This window comes from Massilia aquatica, assembly GCF_011682045.1.
GTDB classification, from domain to species: Bacteria; Pseudomonadota; Gammaproteobacteria; order Burkholderiales; family Burkholderiaceae_D; genus Telluria_A; species Telluria_A aquatica.
The window spans coordinates 64,797-84,516 of record NZ_VVIW01000020.1 but is presented as its reverse complement, the minus strand read 5'-3'; the positions used below and the strand labels follow the sequence as shown (position 1 = coordinate 84,516).

The following is a 19,720-nucleotide window of genomic DNA, read 5'->3' as shown; positions in this document are numbered from 1 at the left end:
GTGCTCCAGCTTAACGGTTGCCGGCCGCCGCCCTGGCGCGCTCGGCCAGCACATCCCTCACGGTGTAGTCCGGCGGCACGACAAATAGCGCCGCCGGCGGTTCCTCGCGCTTGATATTGGTCAGCCGGTAGATGCGCTCGCCGCTGCGCGGGTCGGTATGCTTGCTGTACACGGTCACCTTCAGCTCGGGCGCGTACCAGCTTTCGTACGCCACCACGATGGCATTGCGGTTGCCCACTTCACCGGCGGGAATCTCGTAGCTGCGCAGCTTGCCGTCGGCCTTGATACCTTCGATCTCCTTGCTGCCCAGCTCGCGCGTGCCGGCTTTGGCGGCCCAGCGCGCGTCGCCGAACGCGCCCGCCATGGCCGGACCAATGCGCGAACCGGCCATGCTGTCGGCGATCTGGATGCGCACCTTTTCCTGGAACTGCTTGCGGGCATCGCCCTCGCTCCGCTCGACACCTTTGACGATCACCTCCTCGCCCGCATCGGCGCGCCGCTCGGGCAGTTTGCCTTCGGCGCGCAGTTGCGCCACCTTGGCCTGCGCGGCGCTGGCGGCGGCGCGCGCGGCAGCGCTCGGGTCGGCCACCCTGGTCGCGCTTTTCTGGCGCGGGTTGAGGATGTACGTGACGCCGTCGGCCGGCTGGTACAGGGTGACCGAGCGCACTTCGCCGTCGGCATCGCGGATTTCCTGGCGCGTGCGGCCGGCGCTGTCGCGGTAGTTCATGGTACTGCTGGTGCGGCTGATTTCGTTGCCGTCGGCCAGGCGCTGGAGCTGTTCCGAGACCGCTTCGGCGCTGTACGGCGCGTTCTTGACGGCTTTGCCGTGCATCGGCATCAGCGGACCGGTGAAACGCAGCGGATCGGGCGGCGCGGCCACGGCGGCCTGCGCCCCTGGCAGCATGGCGCCGCCAAGCAGGACGGCGAACAGGAGGGAAGTGGTGTGCATGATGGTCCTCTTTCGGTGAATCGGGTTATTGCGAAGTCAGGCGCAGTGCCAACGGCGACCCGTCGGCGCCCACCAGCATCTCGGCGCGCACGAGGTCGCCCGCCGTTTCCGGACTGACCGGCACGCCGAGCGCGGCCAGTTCGGTGCGTTGCAGGCTCGCTTCGAGCATGCGCGGATGCGTCTCCTGCTCGATGCGCTCTTGCGAGGCCAGCGCGATGAAGGCCAGGCCGTCGTCGAGCTGCAAGGGGGCGGGCGCGTCGGCGGCGCCGGGCATGCGCAGGATCAGCACGGCCAGCGCGGCCGCCGCCGCACTGCCGAGGCCACCCGTCCAGCCCCACTGCGCGGGCGACAAACGCTGGTACCAGCGCTTGCGCGCAAACTGCTGGGCAAAGGCGGCCATCAGGGCCTGCTCCACGCGCGCCGGCGCGCTGCAATCGGCGCTGGCGCTGCGCAAGGCGGCGAGCGGGGCGGCCAGGGCGGGGTCGATGAGGTCGATGGGGTCGTGGTTCATGGCGCTCTTTCAGGTGGACGCGTGCAGGGCGGCGGGACGGTGCGCTGCCAGCCGCCTGGCCAGGGCGGCGCGCCCGCGCGAGAGGCGCGAGCGCACGGTGCCGATGTCAACCTGGCAAATATCGGCAATGTCGAGGTAAGACAGGTCGTGCAGTTCGTACAGGATGACGGCGTCGCGGTAGTGCGGCGCCAGTTGCGCCAGGGCGCGCCGCACCAGCTCGGCCGTTTCGTTCTCCAGCAGGCGCGCCAGCGGTTCGGCCTCGTCGCTGGCAAGCTCCTGCGCGGACTCGTCGTCGGGATCGGCCCCGGCCTTGGCCTCGGAGAGGCTGGCCAGGCGCAGGCGCGGCTGCTCATGCTTGAGGATGAGCTTGCGCGCCACGCCGAACAGGAAGTTTTGCAGCAGGCCGCGCAGCGGATCGTAATGGAAACTGCCGGTCAGCAGACCCATGAACACTTCCTGGACGATATCGGCCGCCGTGTCGCCCGAGCCGGTGCGCAGCAGGGCGAAGCGGTACACGGGCGCCTGGTGGCGCTGGTACAGCGTCTGGAACGCCGCGCCCTCGCCATCGCGCAGCTGGCGCAGCAGTTCGGTATCGGTGGCAGGGGTGGCGGGCGGCATGGTCATGGGGGTCTCTTCCCTGTATTGCCGCCAAGTGAGGAAAAAGTTCCCACTAATTCAGGGAAAGTCCTTAATCAATCCAGTTCACGCGCGGAAACTTGGAGCGGAACTCGTCCGGCATGGTCACCACTTGCGTGGTTTTGTAGTTGAAAAAGACAAAGCCCGACTTGGCCATGGTGATCTCTTTCTTGTCGCGCGGACGGGTGACGCGGAAGGTAATGTCGCCGCCGTACTTGTTAAAGTCCATCACGCCAACCTCGAACAGCAGCTGGTCGCGCGCGTGCGCTTCGGCGCGGTAGGTGGTGGCCAGGTCGGTGACAATGATGCCGGTGCCGTCGCGCTCGGTCTCGGCGACGCCGAATTCGTACAGGAAACGCGCGCGCGCCTCGGAAATCATCGAAATCATCGAGTCGTTGCCGAGGTGGTTGGCGCCGTTGATGTCGGTGACGCGCACGGTCAGCGGGGTTGTGTAGTAATACTGGTCTTCCGGAAAATCGAGAATCAGGCGGGCCATAGCGTTTGGTGGTGGACAGGGCAAACGCCGATTTTAGCAGCCTGCCGGACTTGGGATCGTCGGCTGCAAAAATATCTGGGACGGCCCATATTTCGCCGCTTTCTCGGCCAATAGCTCGCTATTGGCACTGCGACATCGTCAAAATCTGGCCTCGCCCAGCTATTTTTTCGCTTCGACTCCCCAAGCCCGGCAGGCTGCTACGCGTCTCGCCCCGCCATGCCGACTTGTTACCTTCAGGCCTCCTCACGCCTTCGGTGCGCGCACGATCCGGTACAGCTTGCCGGTGGCGGCGATCAGGTACAGCTCGCCGTCGCCATCCTGGCCGAACGATTGAATCGACCCGATGTCGGGAATGGTCCAGCTGGTCTGTTCAGTGGCGCTGTTGTCCTTGTACAGGAAGCTCTTCAGGTAGCCGCCGCAATAGTCGGAATAGAAGTAGCGCCCGGCCAGTTCCGGAAGCGCCTTGCCACGGTATACGAAGCCGCCGGTGATCGAGCAGCCGTTGACGTTGTTGGCGCCGTGGTCGTACTCGAAGGCCGGCATGGTCAGCCCGTTGTTGTTGCAGATGGCCGCGTTGTAGCAGAGCGTGCCTTCCATGATGTTCCAGCCGTAGTTCAGGGCGGCCTGGCCGGCTGCGGCCACGTTCACTTCCTCGCGTTTCGCCTGGCCAACGTCGGCGATGTACAGGCGGTCGCCGTCGAAGGCATAGCGCCACGGATTGCGCAGACCCAAGGCCCAGATCTCGGCGCGCCGCCCGCTCTGTCCGACAAACGGATTCGATGGCGGAATCAGGTATGGCTGCGCGCCGCGCGCATCGGCCACGTCGAGGCGCAGCATCTTGCCCAGCAGCGAGTTGAAGTTCTGCGCATTGCCCTGCGGGTCGCCGGCGCCGCCGCCGTCGCCGCTGGCCAGGTACAGGTAGCCGTCCGCGCCAAAGCTGACCAGGCCGCCATAGTGGTTGGTGGCGCCGGGATGGGGAATCCGGATGATTTCCAGCACCGCCGACGGCTCGGCCAGGTTGCGGTTGGCCGACGACACGCTGTGCCGTTCGACCACGATATTGTTGGCGGCGTCGGTGTAGTAGATGAAGAACCAGCCGTTGCTGGCGTAGTTGGGATGGAAGGCCATCGACAGCAGCCCGCCTTCGCCGACGGCGGCGACGCGGTTGCGGATGTCGAGGAAAGGCGTGCCGAGCAGTGCGCCATCCTGCATCACGAGGATGCGCCCGCTGCGTTCGACGATGAACTGGCGCGTGTCGCTTGCCGGCGCCGTAAGGAACACGGCGCCGCTCACGTTGGCCACTTCGCGCACCGTCAGGGCCAAAGTGCTGCTGCTGTAGCTGATGTTGACGACGGCGGTGGCGCCGGCGGCCACGGTGGCGGTCTGGACCGGCGCGCTCGCGCTCCAGCTCAGGTTGCCGCTCAGGATGCTGTCGGCGCTGACGGTGTAGTTGCCGGGCGCCAGGCTTGCCAAGGTCTGGCCGCTGCCGATGGTTTTTGCGTAGGAAGCCGGCCCGCTGATGCGCACCACTGCGGGCAGGCCGGCCGGCAGGCCGGCAAGGTTGACGGTCAGCGCGCCGTTGCCGGCGGGGGGCGTGGACGGCTCGTCGTCGTCGGAGCCGCAGGCGGAGAGCAGGAGGAGAGCCAGCGTGGCCAGGATGATCCGCAGGTGCGATGTGAGCATGTCAATCTCCGGAAAGGAAAGTTAACCGTCTTGAGCGATTGACAATACGGGCGGGCCAGGCGCCGGTCTGTGCGCCATCGCACGCCGTTCAGCGCGACCCGGCGGCGGCGCCGGTGCCGGCGCGCACCGCCAGCAGGTACAGCACCAGCGAGGCCAGCGAAAAAACCAGCAGCAGCGAAAACAGCAGCGCCGGCGAGGCCTTGAACTGGAGCAGGGTGGCGATCGCGATTGGCCCCGCCGCGCGCGCGACCAGCGCCGGGCCGGCCAGGGCGCCGGAAATGGCGCCGTAATTGCGCGCGCCGAACAGTAGCTGCGGCACGGTACCTCGCACAATTGTCAGGATGCCGTTGGAGAATCCATACAACATGCAGAACAGCGCCACCGCCACCTGGTGCTGGCCCCAGAACAGCACGGCCAGCAGGGAGCCGGGCAGTACCGCGAAGCAGACCATGCCGACCGTTTGCGGGCGCGCGTTGCGGGCAAAGCGCATTTCGCCGAGGCGGCCGGCGACCTGCATCGGCCCGATCAGCGCGGCCATCCACACCACGTTCGACAAGGCGTGGCCGTACGTTTGCAGGATCGGAATCAGGTGCACCGACAGGGCCGAGAAAATGAAACTGTTAGCCGAAAAGGCAAACGCCAGCTTCCAGAAGGCCGCATGGCGCAGCGCTTGCGCGAGGCTGAAATCGGCGCCCTGCGACGCATGCTGGTGCGCTTTGGTGCTCGCCTGCGGCGTGCCCAGCAGCAGGTGCAGAGGCAGGCACAGCAGCAACTGCGCCATGCCGTAGATCAGGAAAGTGTGGCGCCAGCCGGCCATGCTGTTCAGTTGCACCGTCAGCGGCCAGAACACGGTGCTGGCAAAACCGCCGAACAAGGTGACGCTGGAGATGGCCCGGCGCGCCTGGACGCCGAACTGGCGGTTCAGGGTGGCAAAGGCGCCCTCGTACAGCACGGCCGACATCGACGCGCCGAGCACGCTCCAGGCCAGGTAGTAGCCGACGATGCCGCGCGCCTGGCTCAGCAGGATGAAGCCGAGTCCGCACAGCAGCGAGCCGCCGGCCATCACCAGACGTCCGCCATGGCGGTCGATCAGCATGCCCGATGGCGTGGCGGTCAGGCCGGCTACCAGCAGGCACCACGAAAAGGCCCCGAACACGGCGGCGGGCGGCAAGGCCAGGTCGCGCGCGATGTCGTGCGCCACGATGGCGAAGGCGTAGTACAAGGTACCCCAGGACAAGACCTGGGTGACGGCGAGAATGGCGATTGTGTTGCGGGTGCGGGGTGGGCTGTCCATGTGGGGCGCGCTTGCGGATGATGGGCGCAAGGGCGCACTGGACGATTGTACGGTCACGGCGGGAATATTGCTGGCGGACATTTCAGTTTCGTCACCGGCCACGCGCGCGCCAGCCGCGCTGGTTCAGGCGCTCAGCATGGGGCGCTCCTGCAGCAGCGCTTCGAACTGATCGGGCGGCAATGGTTCGCCGAACAGGAAGCCCTGGCCGTAATCGCAGCCGGCCCGGCGCAGCATCTCGTATTGCTGCGCGGTCTCCACCCCCTCGGCAATGACTTTCAGGCCCAGCTTGTGGGCCATGACAATGATGGCCTCGCACAGCGCCACGTTGGCGGCATCGTGCTCGAGGTTGTAGACGAAGGACTTGTCGATTTTCAGGTAGTCGAGGTTAAACTTGCGCAAGTAGGACAGCGAGGAATACCCGGTGCCGAAATCGTCGAGCGAGATCGTGATGCCGGCCTGCTGGAACGCCAGCAATTGCTTCATGACCACGCTGTTGGAGGCCAGCAGCAGCCCTTCGGTAATCTCGATGCCGACTTCGGGCGGGCCGGTGGCGCCGTTGGGGTCGAAGCTGAGGTCGCTCAGCCAGTGGCGGCAGTTTTCGCCGTTGGTGTGATAGAACTGGGCCGGCGAGACATTGATATTGACCGTCAGCTGCTGGTCGAAGCGGCGCCAGCGGCGCACGTACGCCAGGGCCTGGCGGAACACCCAGTTGCCGATCATGACGATCTGCCCGGTGTGCTCGGCGATGGGAATGAAGTCGACCGGGCTGACCGCACCGCGCAAGGGATGCAGCCAGCGCACCAGCGCCTCGGCCTTGCGGATGTGCCCGTTTTTCATGTCGATAATCGGCTGGAAGTAGACCGCGAGCTGGTCTTCGTCGATGGCGCGCCGCAACTCGTTGCTGATCGCCATGCGCGCCTGGGCCGCCTCCTGCATGCTGGCGGTGAAATAGGTAAAGCGGTTGCGGCCGTTGTCCTTGGACTGGTACATGGCCTGGTCGGCGTTGCGCAGCAATTCGCCCGCCGTTTGCGCATCGCGCGGGTACAGGGTAATGCCGATGCTGGCCGATATATACGCCAGCTCATTGCCGAGCAGGAAAGGCTTGGCCAGGTCGTTGCGGATTTTTTGCGCCACGTCGGTGACGGTGTCGACATTGTGCAGCTCGCTCAGGGTAATGGTGAATTCGTCGCCGCCCAGGCGCGCCACCGTATCGCTCTCGCGCACATAGTTTTGCAGGCGCTGGCCGACCTGCTTGAGCAGCATGTCGCCGACCTGGTGGCCGAGCGTATCGTTGATTTCCTTGAAGTGGTCGAGGTCGATGAACAGCAGGGCCAGCGGCAACCCGCTGCGGTGGGCCTTTTTGATATCCATTTCCAGCCGGTCCTGGAACACGTTGCGGTTGGGCAGGCCGGTCAGGCGATCGATGTTGACTTCGCGCAGCGCCTGTTCGATCAGGCGGCGGTCGTGCACTTCGGTCGAGAGCGAATAAGCTTGCTGCTGGAGTGCGGCGATGGTGCGCTGCAGGGTTTGCACGCTGGCGCTGGGGTCGTAGCTTTCTGCCGGCAGCACGTGGGTGTGCAGGGTGCATACTTCGCCGAACATGGGCGCGTCGGTGGCGGCTGGAAAGGCGTTGAGCGGATACGCGCACAGTAGTTCGAAGTCGAACTGGCGCTGCAGGTTATTGAAAAAACGCTCGACCCGGATGGCGGCGTCGTGCTTGCCCACGGCGTTGAGCGAGCAGTGCGAGCTGGCGCACAGGATGGCCACCATTTCGCCGAACACGCACACGCGACCCTGGTGCCGCTCGCTGGCCTGGCGGATCACGTTGCCGATGGCGTTGCGGAAGCGCCGCTCGTCGGGCAAGCCGTTGTCCATGAACATGGGCAGCACGTGGTCGGCTTGCAAGGCGAGATAGTTGCCTTCGGCGCTGCGGCCCTGCGCGTCGACCAGGCCGCGCGCGTGCAGGCTCTCGTGCAGCATGTCGAGGTGGCCGCTGGTGGCGATGGCAATGCCTTTGTCGCCACGCTCGAGGGCGTCGCCGATGTAGTCGGACAGGCCCTTGATGAGAAAGACGTCGTCCTCGTAAAACTGGACCAGGTGATCGTTCATGCGCAGCGTCGCAAACGGGTGAATGAACTGGTTAGACAGGGCGTGATGGGATTAGTTCCCGTAAGACGGGACTTGGCCCCGTCACTTTAGCGCACTCGCTCAGGGCGCGGGAACGTGCGCGCGCCGGCGCAGCTTGCGCACCACCCCTTGCGCGTCGAGCAACACCACGATTTCATCGAAACCGCCGGCCACCGGCAACTGGTACAGCCAGGTTTCGACACCGCTGTCGAAGCTGACCTTGCGCGTCGCCCCCAAGGTGGCCAGCAGCCTGGCGCGGGTGCTCTCGCCAGGGCGGATGGCGCGCATCTGCTCCGCCGTTACCAAGGTGCCCGGCGGCGCCGCGGGCGCGTGGGCGCAGGCGCCGAGCACCAGCGCCCCCGCCAGCACAACAGCAAAACGCAGCGCGGCGCCCCTCATGGCGCGTCGTCCATGTACTCGAACTCGACGATGGCGTCATCCGGCCAGCTGGCGTCGAAAATCGGGGCGTAAAAGCTGCGCTCGAGCAGCACCTGGCAGTCGCAAAAGCGCAGGTCGCTGGCCGTGAGGCGGCCGCCGGCGTACAGCATGTTGAACGGCACTACCTCGGCGCGCGCGCCATGGCGCACGGTGACGCCGAACACGGGGCGCTCGGCGAAGAACAGGTAGTTGCCGTCGGCGCTGGTGCACACCTGGTCGGCATTGGTCAGCGCCTCCGACAGCCAGCCGAACATGGGCGAACTGTTCGACACCAGTCCGGCTTCGATCCCGACCCGGCACTCGAGCCGCAGGTCGCCCAGGCGGCGCGTGCCGGGCGCCACGCCGGGGCTGTGGATGGCGGCGCGCCAGGTCAGGCTGTCGCCGCGCCGGTTGGCGACCACGGCGGCGTCGTCGCGCAACGCTTCCTGATTGCGCGGCAGGACAAAACTGTTGTCGTCATCGAGCGCCAGCGGCACGCTCAGGCGCTCGCCGGCGATGCGCACGGCCACCCCGCGCATGGCGGTCGTGGGCAGGCGCGGCAGCAGCCGGAAGCGCAGGCTGGCGGCGGGCGCCAGCGCATGCTCGCGTTCGAAACGCGCCACGCCGGCCAGCATCTTGCGGTAGGACTTGTCGACCGGATCGCGCACGTAAGGCACGATCACGGTTTGCATGGGCGCGCCCGCACCCGCCTGCGCCGCGCAAACGGGCAGGGTCGATGTGGCCAGAATGGCAAGGACAAGGTGGAAAAGTGCTGGCAATAAAGACATTGCGCCATTCGCCGCGACGGCGCGCGCAGGGATGCGGCGCCGTCGGGCTTGCATGCTTACCAGCGGCGCAGGCGGCCGGTATCGAGGTGGACGAATTGCGAATCGGGATAGTAGCCGACCCCGCCGCCGCGCGCGTTGAGCGCCGCTTTGTGCACGTGCGACAGGCTTGTGCCCGGCATGCGGATGTCGATGGCCTTGCCTTCGAGGTGCATGCTGTGGCGCGCCACCCCATCGCTCGCTTCGGCCAGCTTCTGGTTGGTTTCGGGCGAGCGGTAGCCGGAAATGACGTGCAGGACCGGATTGCTGCCGAGCTGGGTGCTGACCCTGTTGAGCAGCACCAGCAGTTGCGGGTCGATTTCGGCCACGGTATTGCTGCGGTGGTCGCGCAACAATTTGTTGATGTCGACCAGCGACTCCGGGAGGAAATTGCCCTCGGCCCAGAACACGCTGCGCAGGCTTTCGCCCGTGTGGGTGTTATACAGGCGCAAGGTGCGTTCGCCTGGTGCAGCCTTGGCGGTACGGGCCATGGCGGGAAGACTCAGTGCCGATGCCAGTACAACCGAACTCTTTAGAAATGAGCGGCGTGGGTTCATGATCGATCCTTACGCTAATACACGAAGGTCCATCATACACACCCTCGGCGCCGCGCGCACGCAATTACGCGCGAACTTCGAAAAAGAGTCAAGTCAATCTAACACAAACAATGTTGGTAAATGTGGCGAAATTGTCACGGACCTTTGATACGTTTTCATAGAGGAAACGAAACAAGCTTTGGCGAAACCTTAAAAAATATGAATATCCAACGTTGAGATTATTGCTACAACAATTATTTCCTTTGCTATAGTCTTTTGCACTTTTAAGAAAAGTAGCAAGCAGGCAAATCGACCTGTCCGCCCATTGATCGAATAATTCAAACATAAGGCAAGAGATGAATCGCACAGTCACCCCGCTGGGTACCCCACGGCGCGCCACCCGCGCACTCCACACGATCGCCGCAGTCGCCGCGCTGTTTTGCGCGCTGCCGGCCATGGCCAGTCCCATCACTTTCGAATCGAGCACGCCGAACGGGCTGCTCAGCGGCGAATCGATCAGCGAAGGCGGCTACCAGATGCTGATCCTTCCGAGCCCGGACACCGACGGCCCGGACCTGAGCACGGCCTTCGGCGCGGTGGTCAACAGCAACGATCCGAATACCTGCACGGTGTTCGGCTGCCCGACGGGCGCCAGCGGACACTTTCTTGCGGTCCTTAACGATGGCGGCGTGAAATTCACGCGCGACGGCCAGCAGTTCCAGCTCGGCAGCCTGAGCCTGGCATTCCTGCCGCCGGCCGATGTGGCGGATGGCGATTATGGCCTGCTGCAATTTTCCGGCATCCGTGGCGACGGCACCGTGGTCTCGAGCACCTCGGCCTTTCCTGGCCAGGCCGCCAACGGCAGCTTCAGCTTCGGTTCGGCCCTGATCGAACAGAAATTCCGCAACGAAGTGCTGACCAGCCTGACCATCAACGCCTGCCTGTTCGACGGTAATGGCGGCTGCTTCAACTCGCTGGAGAACCCGGCCTTCCGCCAGGCCCAGTTCGCGCTCGACGACATCAGCTTCAACGCCGTGCCGGAACCGGGATCGTTCCTGCTGATGGGCCTCGGTATCGGCGCCCTCGGCCTGACCCGCCGCCGCAGCAAAGCTTCCGCATCGACCCCGGCCACCATCTGAGCACGCAAGGAAATTTGATCATGACACTTCGCCCCGTATCCCTTGCCGTCATGCTGATGCTGGCCGGTATCACTACCACCGCCGCCGCTGACGAAGCCCGCCGTTCCTACATCGTGCAACTGGTCGACAAGCCGGTCGCCACCTATACCGGCCAGGTAGCCGGCCTGCCCGCCACCAAGCCGGCCGACGGCCAGCGCCTGGATGTCGACGCGACCGATGTGCAGAACTACATCGCCTATCTCGACAACAAGAAATCCCAGGTCCTCTCGACCGTCAACGCGGCCCAGGTCACGCACCGCTTCAACGTGGTCCTGAACGGCTTTGCCGCCCTGCTGACCGACGCCGAAGTGCGCGCGCTCAAAAAAGACGCCGGCGTGGCCAACATCACGGCCGACTCCATCATGCAGATGGACACCAACTACACCCCGACCTTCCTCGGCCTCGATAAAGCCGGCGGCCTGTGGGAACAGGTCGGCGGCAAGACCGCTGCCGGCGAGAACATCGTCATCGGCATCGTCGACAGCGGCGTGTGGCCGGAAAACCCGTCGTTCGCCGACAAGGTCGACGCCAACGGCGTGCCGAGCCACTCGGGCACCGTCTCGGCCTACGGCGCGCCGCCATCGACCTGGAAAGGGTCGTGCGACACCGGCGAAGGTTTTGCGCTGACCAACTGCAACAATAAACTGATCGGTGCGCGCTATTTCAAGTCGCCGACCCAGGCCCTGCACTGGACCGAGTTTAATTCCTCGCGTGACTCGGTGGCCGGCGCCGAAGGCCATGGCGGCCACGGCACCCACACCGCGACCACGGCCGGCGGCAACGCCAACACGCCGATCGTCAACGGCAACCTGACCCTGGGCAAAGCCAGCGGCATGGCGCCGCGCGCCCGCATCGCTTCGTACAAAGTATGCTGGACCGACGCCGCGACCGGCAAGAACGGTTGCGCCACCGCCAACAGCGTGGCCGCGATCGAACAAGCCGTGAAAGACGGCGTGAACGTGATCAACTTCTCGATCGGCCCGAACGCCGGCGGCGGCGCCTTCAACGAAGCGACCGAAGTGGCCTTCCTGGGCGCGGCCAGCGCCGGCGTGTTCGTGGCGGCCTCGGGCGGCAATTCCGGCCCTGGCGTGGCCACCCCGGCGCCGGTCTCGCACATCAGCCCATGGCTGACCACGGTCGGCAACTCGACCCACAACCGCCTGTTCGTCGGCAGCGCCACGCTCGGCAACGGCGTCAAGCTGACCGGTACGTCGAGCAATGCCTCGACCGCCACGGCCGCGCTGATCCTGGCGCGCGACGCCGGCAAGGCCGGGGTCGATCCGGCCAATCCGCAACTGCTGCAATGCTTCGGCGCGATCGATGGCGTGTCCGCGCTGCTCGACCCGGCCAAGGTGGCCGGCAAGATCCTGGTCTGCGACCGTGGCAACAATGTCCTGGTCAACAAGAGCCAGAACGCCAAGGACGCCGGCGCGGTTGGCGCGATCATCGCCAACGTCTCGGCGGCCAACAACAGCATCGTCAACCAGTCGCACGCGCTCTCGACCGTGCACCTGCCGGTGGCCGAAGGCACCACCCTGAAAAGCTACATGGCCGCCAATCCGACCAGCGCCATCGCCTCGCTGGGCGACCTGAAAGGCGTGGTCAATCCGAACGTGGCGTCGCCGGTGATGAGCGGCAGCTCCTCGCGCGGACCGAACGTGGCCAACGCCAACATCCTGAAACCGGACCTTACCGCACCGGGCAGCGACATCCTGGCCGGCGTTACCGCCGACCTGACGAAAGCGCAGCGCGACGCGGTCGCTGCCGGCGGCGCCGCGCCATCGAGCGACTGGGCCTTCTATTCGGGCACCTCGATGGCCAGCCCGCACGTGGCCGGCCTGGCCGCGCTGCTCAAGCAGCTGCACCCGACCTGGACCCCGGCGGCGATCAAGTCGGCCCTGATGACCAGCGCCAACCCAACCCAGCCGGACGGCGTGACCGCCGGGGTGGCGTGGGACAAGACCGCCAAGGCCACCGGTACCCTGCCATGGGGCCAGGGCGCCGGCCACGTGACGCCGAACGGCGCCGCCAATCCGGGCCTGGTGTACGACGCCACCGAAATCGACTACGCGCGCTTCCTGTGCGGCCTGAACGCCAATGTCTACAGCGCGGCGACCTGCCAGGCGATCGGCACCATCTTGCCGTATAACCTGAACCTGGCCTCGCTGACCGCCGGCAACGTGCTGGGCAGCCTGAGCATGACCCGCACCGTGACCAACGTCGGCGCCAGCACGGCGACCTACAACGCCACCGCCAGCGTGCCCGGCTACACGGTCGACGTGCAACCGCCAACCTTGACCATCGGCGCCGGCCAGAAAGCGAGCTTCAAGGTCAAGGTCACGCGCACCAACGCCCCGGTCGACACCTGGGCGTACGGCAGCCTGGTCTGGTCGGACGGCGTCAACAACGTGCGCAGCCCGCTGACCGTGCGCGGTTCGGCCCTGGCCGCACCGGCCCTGGTGTCGAGCGAATTCGCCGACGGCAGCAAGCTGATCACCATCGGCACCGGCTTCGCCGGTGCCATGACCTCGGTCAAGTCGGGTCTCCTGCCGGCGGTCGTGGAAACGCGCAGCATCGGCGAATCGGGCACCGACGCCACCGTCTACCAGGCAGCCTGCCTGGCCGGCGGCGGTCCGGGCGTGAACGTGCACACCGTCAACGTGCCGGCCTCCACCATGGCGGCGCGCTTCGCCCTGTTCAATGACGACACCGCCGGCGGCGCCGACTCGGATCTCGACCTGATCGTGGTCGGCCCGAATGGCGCCATTACCAGCAGCGGCAATGGCGGCTCGAACGAGCGCGTGGAACTGATCCAGCCGGCTGCGGGCGCCTACAAGGTGTGCGTGATCGGCTACGAGCCAGCGGGCGGCGAAGCCGAGTACAAGCTGTCGTCGTGGGTGCTCAACGAAGGCGCCGTCAACGGCAACTTCAAGGCCCTGGTACCGGCGCGCGCGTATGTCGGCGGCACCGCGACGGTGGTCATGAGCTGGTCGGGCCTGGCGGCCAACCAGCGTCACCTGGGCGCACTGCGTTACGTGGTCGGTGGCGCCACCCAGGGCTTGACGATGGTGGAAGTCAATACCAACGATCCGCTGCCGCAGTTCGACGCTCCGCGCCGCGCCGTGGTGCTGGCGAAGTAATGTAAGGAAAGCAGGCGCGCCGCAGGGTGCGCCTGTGTGCTGGGATGTAAAAAAGGCTGCGGCATTCTTGCCCGCAGCCTTTTTTTATGGGAATGCGCCGATCGCTCAGCGGGCGTCGCTGCCGCCCAGGCTGCGTTGCATCAGCACGCATTTGCCCGCGCTGCAGGTCGCGCCCGGATCCTGCTCCATCATGCAGTTCGACATCATGCCGCCTTTTTCGTTTTGTTTCCTTTCTTCGGCTGCTTGCTCGGCTGCCAGCCTGGCCAGCAGCTCGCCGTTGCTGCGCTTGGTCGACCAGGGCAGGAAGCCGGCCGGTCCGCCGCACGGTTTGGCGCCGACCGGCAAGGTGTGGCACTGGCTGGCGTCGTCGCAGGCGGCGTCGCCGATTTCGGCCGTGATGCGCTCGCCGAGCGAGCTGGCCGTATCCCTGGCGGCAACCGGCTTGGGCGCCGGCGTGGCCGTTGCCGATGCCGCCAGCACCGGCGTGGCTGCGGCGGACGTGTTGGAAGGTTCACTGCAGGCCGTCCCGGCGGCGATCAGCGCGGCTGCGATGCAGAGGCGCAAAAGGGAAGAGGGTGATGTTTTCATGCCCTATCATCGCGGATCGATACCACCTTGGCAAGCGCGATACGATTCGCCGTTGGCCGACCTCAACCGCGTTGCAGCGCGTCAAACGGGCTTGGGGAGGGGGATCGGCTGCAGTTCTGGCAAGGCGCCCAGGCGCTGCGCAAGAAAATCCATGCACGCACGCAAGCGCGGCGCCATGTGGCGCGCGCTCGGCACCAGCAACTGCACCGGCAGCGGCGCTGGTTCGGCGCCGGGCAACAGGCGCACCAGGGTGCCGTCGGCCAGTTGGTCGGCGACCTGGTAGGACAGCGGTCGGCCAATGCCGCGTCCGGCCCGCACCGCCAGCAGCATGGCGTCGATGTCGTTGACGATCAGGCGCGGCGCCAGGCGCACCGCGAACTCGCGGCCATCGGCGCGTTCGCCGTCGCGAAAACGCCATTCGGTCGCGCCGCGCTGCTCGCTGAAGATGATGTCGTGCGCATCGAGTTCGCGCGCACTGGCCGGGCTGCCGCGCCGCGCCAGGTAGGCCGGGCTGGCCACCAGCACGCGCCGCACCTGGCCCACCTGGCGCGCCATCATGCCGGTATCGGGCAGCGCACCGATGCGCAGCGCCAGGTCGAGTCCGTGTTCGATCAGGTCCAGGTTGCGGTCGTTGAACACCAGCTCGACCTGCAAGGCCGGATGCAGGTCGAGGAAGTCGATCATGGCCGGGGCCACGTGGCGCCGCCCGAACACGGCCGGCACGGTGATGCGCAGGCGGCCGCGCAGGGGCGCGCTATCGTCCTCGCGCACGGCGTCGTCGTAGTCGGCCAGCACGCGGCGCGCCATCTCGGCCAGGCGCAGGCCCGCTTCGGTGGGCGCCAGGCGGCGCGTGGTGCGCTCGACCAGGCGCGTGCCGACCCGCTCTTCCAGCGCCGCCAGCGCGCGCGTGACGGCCGGGGCCGAGCGGCGCAAGCGCCGTGCCGCGCCGCTCAGGCTGCCCGCGTCGAGGATCGCCACGAAAATCTGCAACTCATCGAACCGGTCCATGCATTCTTCCAGTAATTGAAATAATCATTTTCAAATTATCATGATTCTCATTGATGCGTGCAAGCGATAGCATGGCTTTTCCGTTCCCTTTTGAATCGAGCTGCCATGCACGCCACTTCCCCAATCCTCCCCTGCCTGACCTTGACGGGCCATGTGCGGCGCGTCGAAGCGCTGCCCGCCGCGCCACTGTGGGCGGGCGCATGAGCGTGCCGTATCACGAAGGCGAGTTGAGGGCGCAGGCGCTGGCCGGCGAGATCAGCTATGGCAACGGCATCCGTCCCAGCATGCCGGACCAGCACCGCGACTTCTTTGCGGCGCTGCCGTTCGTGCTGGTCGGTACGGTCGAGGCGGATGGCAGGCCGCGCGCGCGGGTTGCCGCCGGGGCGCCCGGCTTCATCGGCAGTCTTGACGCACGCTCCCTGCGCATCGCCGTGCAAGGCAGCGGCCTGCGCGCCGGGCAGGCGGTCGGGCTGCTCGGCATCGACTTCGGCACGCGCCGGCGCAACCGGCTCAACGGCGTGGTGCGCAGCGCGGGCAGCGGCGCTGTGCTGATCGACGTGCGCGAAAGCTTCGGCAACTGCCCGCAGCACATCGTGCTGCGCGACGTGCGGGCGGTCGCGGCGGCGGAGGAAGTGGTAGTGCGCGAATTCGACGGATTGGACGAGCGCGCCATGATCGCGCGCGCCGACACCTTCTTCATTGCCACCAGCGGCGGCGCGCACGGGGTCGACATCTCGCACCGTGGCGGGCCGGCCGGCTTCGTGCGGATGGAAGGCGACACCCTGATCGTGCCCGATTTCGGCGGCAACCGCTACTTCAACACCTTGGGCAATCTGCTGCTCGATGCGCGCGCGGCGCTGCTGTTCATCGACGACGCCAGCGGCGCCGTGCTCGAACTCGAAGGCAGTGTCGAGATTGTGTGGGACGAGGGTGCTGCGCTACCGGGCCAGGCCGGCGGACGGCACTGGCGCTTTACTGCCGGACGCGGCCGCATCACCCACGGCGCCCTCGCGCTGCGCTGGACCCGTCGGCAATAGTTGCAAAACCGGGGTCTGTCCCCGGTTCGCCGGCCGCCGGTTTTGCAACACCGCGAGACGGGGTCAGAACTTGTAACGCAGGCCGGCCAGCACTTCGCGGCCGGTCACGTTGTTGACCACCACGCTGTTGCGGGCGCGGCTGGCGAACTGGTCGTTCTCCTCGTTGGTCAGGTTCACGCCTTCCAGGGTCAGCTCGAGCTTTTCGTTGACTTTGTACGAGAACGATACATCGACGTTGAAGGTCTTGTTCTTGCCTTCGACATCGTTGTTGTTCTGGCCCGGCACCCGGGTCACAAAACCCGAACGCTGCGAGGTCGAGACGCGCGCGCTGAGCTTGCCGTCATCGTAGTACAGGGTGGCGTTCCACGATTTCGGCGACAGGTTCAAGAGGTCGTCGGTGACGGTCTGGTTGCTGTTGGGCGAGACCACGTAGTCCATCTTCGACTTGACGTAGGTGTAGTTCAGCAAGCTGCCGAAGTTGCGGCCCCAGCCCGGCAGGAAGGTGAACGGTTGCTGGTAGTTCAGTTCCAGCCCGCGCAGCTTGCCGCCTTCGGTGTTGATCGGCGCGGTGAACTGGAAGATTTCGTCGCCCGTCATGTTGGTCGGCAGCAGCGACAGCGGCAGGCCGGTATCCTTGAAGCGCACATCGTTGCGGATGCTCTGGATGTAGGTGGCGATGTTCTTCTGGAACAGGCCGACGCCGATGAAGGCGTTCTTCTCGAAGTACCACTCGAAGCTGGTGTCGAAGGCCTTGGCGCGGAACGGTTTGAGCATCGGGTTGCCGCTGGTGATCGACAGGGTGCCGGTGGTGGCCACGCTGCCGCCCGGCGTCAGGTTGGCCAGTTGCGGGCGCGACATGACCTTGGCGGCGGCGGCGCGCACGATGAAGTTCTTGGTGATGTTGGCGGCGATGTTGAACGACGGCAGCACGTCGTGGTAGTCGTTGTCGATCGTGACCGCGGTGCCGTTGCCGACCGCCTGGTAGCCGGTCGAACTCTGCTGCGTCTCGACATAGCGCACGCCGAGGTTGCCGCGCAGCGCAATGCCGCCCAGCTCGCTCGTGAACTCGCCCATCAGGAACAGGCCGTTGTCTTCTTCGCTGACCGAGCGGTTGTTGCCGCGCGCATTGGCGTTGGTGATCGAGGACAGGGTGAAGTCGCCGGGGCCGCCGGCCGGGCCGCTCTTGATGCAGTTGCAGTAGATGTCGTAGGCCTGGGCGATGCCGTTCAGGTTGGGCAGGACCCAGCCCGATGGCGTACCGGCCGGCATGCCGAGCCCTTTGCCGAAGCCGTTGATCTGGGTGCTCAGGCTGGCCGCCGAGACGCCTGCCGGCGGCGCGAAAATCGTGTCGCCCTGGTTCACGCGGCGGAACTCGTAGGAATCGAATTCGAACTTTTTGTAGTCGGCGCCGGCTTTCAGCGTGAACTTGTCGGGTATGACGTCCCAGGCCAGGTCGAGGTGGCCGACATCGTTGCGGTTGTTGGCGCCTTGCGGACGCATGCGGATTTCGCTCGGGCTGGTGTTGGCGATGCTCGATGGCTGGGCGCCGCTGGCCATCTGCGGCACGCCGACGATCCCGAGTGCGCCGCCGGCCTGGCTGGTGTTGAACGGGTAGTTGATCGACGGCAGGCGGTCGTTGCCACGGAAGTCGATGCGGTAGCCGTTGACGTTGAGGGCGTCGAGCGTGGTGGTGGTCTGGATCGGGTTGCGGAATTTGGAGGTGGCGCGCCCGACCCGGGCATTCAGGCGCATGCGCTCGTTCAGTTCGTGCTCGAACGTCAATGTCGGCTGGGTGAAGGTGGTGTTCAGTTCGTCGTAGCGCGATTCGGCGCGGATGTCGACGCCGTTGTAGGTGCCGTACAGCAGGGCGCCATTCGGTGCGTAGGCGGTGTCGACCACGCTGGTCTGCGGTTTGCCGCCCTGGGTGGCGCCACGGCTGAACGAGGTCGCTTGCAGATAGTCTTCCTGGCGCGTTGCGTCGAGCTTGGAGTACAGCATGTCGAGCGTCAGGCGCGTGCCGGCGGCGGGGCGCCACTGGACCGACGCGGTCAGGCCGAGGCGGTCCTGGTCGTGGGTCAGGCGGCCGTAGCGCGGAATGCGCGGGGTGAAGTTGTTCGGGTTGCTGGCGGCGTTGTAGGCGGCCACGGCGCCCGGGCTATTGGGCAGGCGCGCCACGCCCTGGGCCGCCGGGCCGCAGGTGGTCGCGGTCGAGTTGGCCGGGTTGGCGGCCATGCCCATCGGTGCGCACCAGCCGCCCGAGGACGGGCCATTATCCCAGCGCACCGTGGAAAAGCCTTCTTCATACACCTGGCGCTTGGAGTAGGCGCCCGACACCAGCACGCCGAGCTTGCGGTCGGCGAAGGTGTTCGACAGCAGAAAGGCGACGCGCGGGTCGGTCTTTTCGGACAGGTCGTTGTAGCGGCCCTTGAGCATGACGGTGGCGTTGAAGCCTTTCAGGTCGAACGGGCGCATGGTTTGCAGGTCGACCGTGGCGCCAAGCGAGCCTTCGTCGACATCGGCCGAGGAACTTTTGCGCACCGTCAGGGAGCTGAACAGTTCGGCGGCGAAGACGTTGAAGTCGAAACCGCGCGAGCGGTTGGCGCCGCCGGAACTGTCGGTGCCGCCGGTGGTGGCCAGGCCCTCGACGCCGTTGATGCGCACGCGGGTGAAATCCTGTCCCAGGCCGCGCACGGTGATGTTGCGGCCTTCGCCGGCATCGCGGTCGATGACCACGCCGGGGACCCGTTGCAGGGACTCGGCCAGGTTGGTGTCCGGGAACTTGCCCATGTCTTCGGACTTGATGACGTCGACGATGCCGAAGTCTTCTTTTTTCTTGTTGAGGGCGCTCTCGAGCGAAGCGCGCAAGCCGGTGACGACGACGGTCTGGGCTTGCTGGTCTGCGGGCGGCGAGCTCGGTTGAGCGCTGGTCTGGGCGTAGGCCCCGCTGATGGCCAGCGCGGTAACGGATGTGCTGCCCATGAGGCGCACGGCGAATTTGCCGAGCGCGCGGGTCTGGTCGGTGATGCGCATTGCTGTCTCCTATCATTATGAGAATACAGCCGGATGCCGCGCGGTCTTGCTGCCGCTGATCCAACAACCGGCCGGGTACCGCGCGCCGATCTTGGAAAATGCGAAAACCATTTAGCTCGTCGTCCCCGCCTTCGCGGGGACGACGCGGCTTACGTCAACGCATTCCCCAACCCCCGTGGCGCCTGGCTTGTTGCTGCCAGCTTATTAAGCGGTTGACCAATTCTAGGCCGGTTTACATCTTTGCACAATTGGTCAGGCCACAATCT

The 19,720-nt window shown here is 66.0% G+C and carries 16 protein-coding genes; 3 read left to right on the top strand and 13 right to left on the bottom strand.

Annotated elements, in window-relative coordinates; genetic code table 11:
- Positions 1-10: 10 nt before the first annotated feature.
- From F1609_RS25695 to mepK, 10 genes are all read right to left on the bottom strand, one after another.
- Positions 11-949, bottom strand: a complete 939-nt coding sequence (locus F1609_RS25695) for a hypothetical protein (protein ID WP_167079485.1) — start codon at positions 947-949, stop codon at positions 11-13.
- A gap of 25 nt (positions 950-974) precedes the next feature.
- Positions 975-1,460, bottom strand: coding sequence for a hypothetical protein (locus F1609_RS25690; RefSeq protein WP_167079484.1), 486 nt, complete (start codon positions 1,458-1,460; stop codon positions 975-977).
- A 9-nt stretch (positions 1,461-1,469) separates the two neighbouring features.
- Positions 1,470-2,084, bottom strand: coding sequence for an RNA polymerase sigma factor (locus F1609_RS25685; RefSeq protein WP_167079483.1), 615 nt, complete (start codon positions 2,082-2,084; stop codon positions 1,470-1,472).
- A 64-nt stretch (positions 2,085-2,148) separates the two neighbouring features.
- Positions 2,149-2,592, bottom strand: a complete 444-nt coding sequence (locus F1609_RS25680; RefSeq protein ID WP_167079482.1) for a thioesterase family protein — start codon at positions 2,590-2,592, stop codon at positions 2,149-2,151.
- Between the two features lie 243 nt (positions 2,593-2,835).
- Positions 2,836-4,275 (bottom strand): PQQ-dependent sugar dehydrogenase, encoded by a 1,440-nt coding sequence (locus F1609_RS25675; RefSeq protein WP_167079481.1) that lies wholly within the window; start codon positions 4,273-4,275, stop codon positions 2,836-2,838.
- 88 nt (positions 4,276-4,363) lie between these two features.
- Positions 4,364-5,569 carry an MFS transporter gene (locus F1609_RS25670; protein ID WP_167079480.1) on the bottom strand — a complete coding sequence of 402 codons (1,206 nt, stop codon included), beginning with the start codon at positions 5,567-5,569 and terminating at the stop codon, positions 4,364-4,366.
- A 123-nt stretch (positions 5,570-5,692) separates the two neighbouring features.
- Positions 5,693-7,678 carry an EAL domain-containing protein gene (locus F1609_RS25665; RefSeq protein ID WP_167079479.1) on the bottom strand — a complete coding sequence of 662 codons (1,986 nt, stop codon included), beginning with the start codon at positions 7,676-7,678 and terminating at the stop codon, positions 5,693-5,695.
- A gap of 99 nt (positions 7,679-7,777) precedes the next feature.
- A complete protein-coding gene (locus tag F1609_RS25660) occupies positions 7,778-8,095 on the bottom strand; it encodes a hypothetical protein (protein WP_229422064.1) in 318 nt (105 codons plus the stop codon).
- On the bottom strand, positions 8,092-8,805 hold the full coding sequence (locus F1609_RS25655; protein WP_167079478.1) for a hypothetical protein: 714 nt from the start codon (positions 8,803-8,805) through the stop codon (positions 8,092-8,094). The genes F1609_RS25660 and F1609_RS25655 overlap by 4 nt, the downstream gene beginning before the upstream one ends.
- A gap of 152 nt (positions 8,806-8,957) precedes the next feature.
- Positions 8,958-9,494, bottom strand: coding sequence for a peptidoglycan L,D-endopeptidase MepK (mepK, locus tag F1609_RS25650; protein ID WP_167079477.1), 537 nt, complete (start codon positions 9,492-9,494; stop codon positions 8,958-8,960).
- Positions 9,495-9,829: 335 nt separating this feature from the next.
- On the opposite strand from mepK, the gene F1609_RS25645 reads away from it, so the two are divergent.
- Positions 9,830-10,612, top strand: a complete 783-nt coding sequence (locus F1609_RS25645) for an NF038120 family PEP-CTERM protein (protein WP_167079476.1) — start codon at positions 9,830-9,832, stop codon at positions 10,610-10,612.
- A 20-nt stretch (positions 10,613-10,632) separates the two neighbouring features.
- The gene (locus F1609_RS35270) at positions 10,633-13,791 is read left to right on the top strand and encodes a S8 family serine peptidase (RefSeq protein ID WP_167079475.1); all 3,159 of its coding nucleotides are present in this window, start codon (positions 10,633-10,635) and stop codon (positions 13,789-13,791) included.
- Between the two features lie 105 nt (positions 13,792-13,896).
- On the opposite strand, the gene F1609_RS25635 is transcribed toward F1609_RS35270, so the two are convergent.
- Both F1609_RS25635 and F1609_RS25630 read right to left on the bottom strand, forming a co-directional pair.
- The gene (locus tag F1609_RS25635) at positions 13,897-14,379 is read right to left on the bottom strand and encodes a hypothetical protein (protein WP_167079474.1); all 483 of its coding nucleotides are present in this window, start codon (positions 14,377-14,379) and stop codon (positions 13,897-13,899) included.
- Positions 14,380-14,460: 81 nt separating this feature from the next.
- A complete protein-coding gene (locus F1609_RS25630) occupies positions 14,461-15,387 on the bottom strand; it encodes a LysR family transcriptional regulator (protein WP_167079473.1) in 927 nt (308 codons plus the stop codon).
- A 200-nt stretch (positions 15,388-15,587) separates the two neighbouring features.
- On the opposite strand from F1609_RS25630, the gene F1609_RS25625 reads away from it, so the two are divergent.
- Positions 15,588-16,424, top strand: coding sequence for a pyridoxamine 5'-phosphate oxidase family protein (locus F1609_RS25625; RefSeq protein ID WP_167079472.1), 837 nt, complete (start codon positions 15,588-15,590; stop codon positions 16,422-16,424).
- A 63-nt stretch (positions 16,425-16,487) separates the two neighbouring features.
- Here the strand turns inward: F1609_RS25625 and F1609_RS25620 are convergent, their stop codons facing one another.
- A complete protein-coding gene (locus F1609_RS25620; protein WP_196785492.1) occupies positions 16,488-19,454 on the bottom strand; it encodes a TonB-dependent receptor in 2,967 nt (988 codons plus the stop codon).
- Positions 19,455-19,720 lie beyond the last annotated feature (266 nt).

Excerpts from the sequence above, each read along its gene's own strand:
- F1609_RS25695 (WP_167079485.1), bottom strand. The coding sequence starts at position 949 with ATGCACACCACTTCCCTCCTGTTCGCCGTCCTGCTTGGCGGCGCCATG.
- F1609_RS25690 (WP_167079484.1), bottom strand. The coding sequence starts at position 1,460 with ATGAACCACGACCCCATCGACCTCATCGACCCCGCCCTGGCCGCCCCG.
- F1609_RS25685 (WP_167079483.1), bottom strand. The coding sequence starts at position 2,084 with ATGACCATGCCGCCCGCCACCCCTGCCACCGATACCGAACTGCTGCGC.
- F1609_RS25680 (WP_167079482.1), bottom strand. The coding sequence starts at position 2,592 with ATGGCCCGCCTGATTCTCGATTTTCCGGAAGACCAGTATTACTACACA.
- F1609_RS25675 (WP_167079481.1), bottom strand. The coding sequence starts at position 4,275 with ATGCTCACATCGCACCTGCGGATCATCCTGGCCACGCTGGCTCTCCTC.
- F1609_RS25670 (WP_167079480.1), bottom strand. The coding sequence starts at position 5,569 with ATGGACAGCCCACCCCGCACCCGCAACACAATCGCCATTCTCGCCGTC.
- F1609_RS25665 (WP_167079479.1), bottom strand. The coding sequence starts at position 7,678 with ATGAACGATCACCTGGTCCAGTTTTACGAGGACGACGTCTTTCTCATC.
- F1609_RS25660 (WP_229422064.1), bottom strand. The coding sequence starts at position 8,095 with ATGAGGGGCGCCGCGCTGCGTTTTGCTGTTGTGCTGGCGGGGGCGCTG.
- F1609_RS25655 (WP_167079478.1), bottom strand. The coding sequence starts at position 8,805 with ATGCAAACCGTGATCGTGCCTTACGTGCGCGATCCGGTCGACAAGTCC.
- mepK (WP_167079477.1), bottom strand. The coding sequence starts at position 9,494 with ATGAACCCACGCCGCTCATTTCTAAAGAGTTCGGTTGTACTGGCATCG.
- F1609_RS25645 (WP_167079476.1), top strand. The coding sequence starts at position 9,830 with ATGAATCGCACAGTCACCCCGCTGGGTACCCCACGGCGCGCCACCCGC.
- F1609_RS35270 (WP_167079475.1), top strand. The coding sequence starts at position 10,633 with ATGACACTTCGCCCCGTATCCCTTGCCGTCATGCTGATGCTGGCCGGT.
- F1609_RS25635 (WP_167079474.1), bottom strand. The coding sequence starts at position 14,379 with ATGAAAACATCACCCTCTTCCCTTTTGCGCCTCTGCATCGCAGCCGCG.
- F1609_RS25630 (WP_167079473.1), bottom strand. The coding sequence starts at position 15,387 with ATGGACCGGTTCGATGAGTTGCAGATTTTCGTGGCGATCCTCGACGCG.
- F1609_RS25625 (WP_167079472.1), top strand. The coding sequence starts at position 15,588 with ATGAGCGTGCCGTATCACGAAGGCGAGTTGAGGGCGCAGGCGCTGGCC.
- F1609_RS25620 (WP_196785492.1), bottom strand. The coding sequence starts at position 19,454 with ATGCGCATCACCGACCAGACCCGCGCGCTCGGCAAATTCGCCGTGCGC.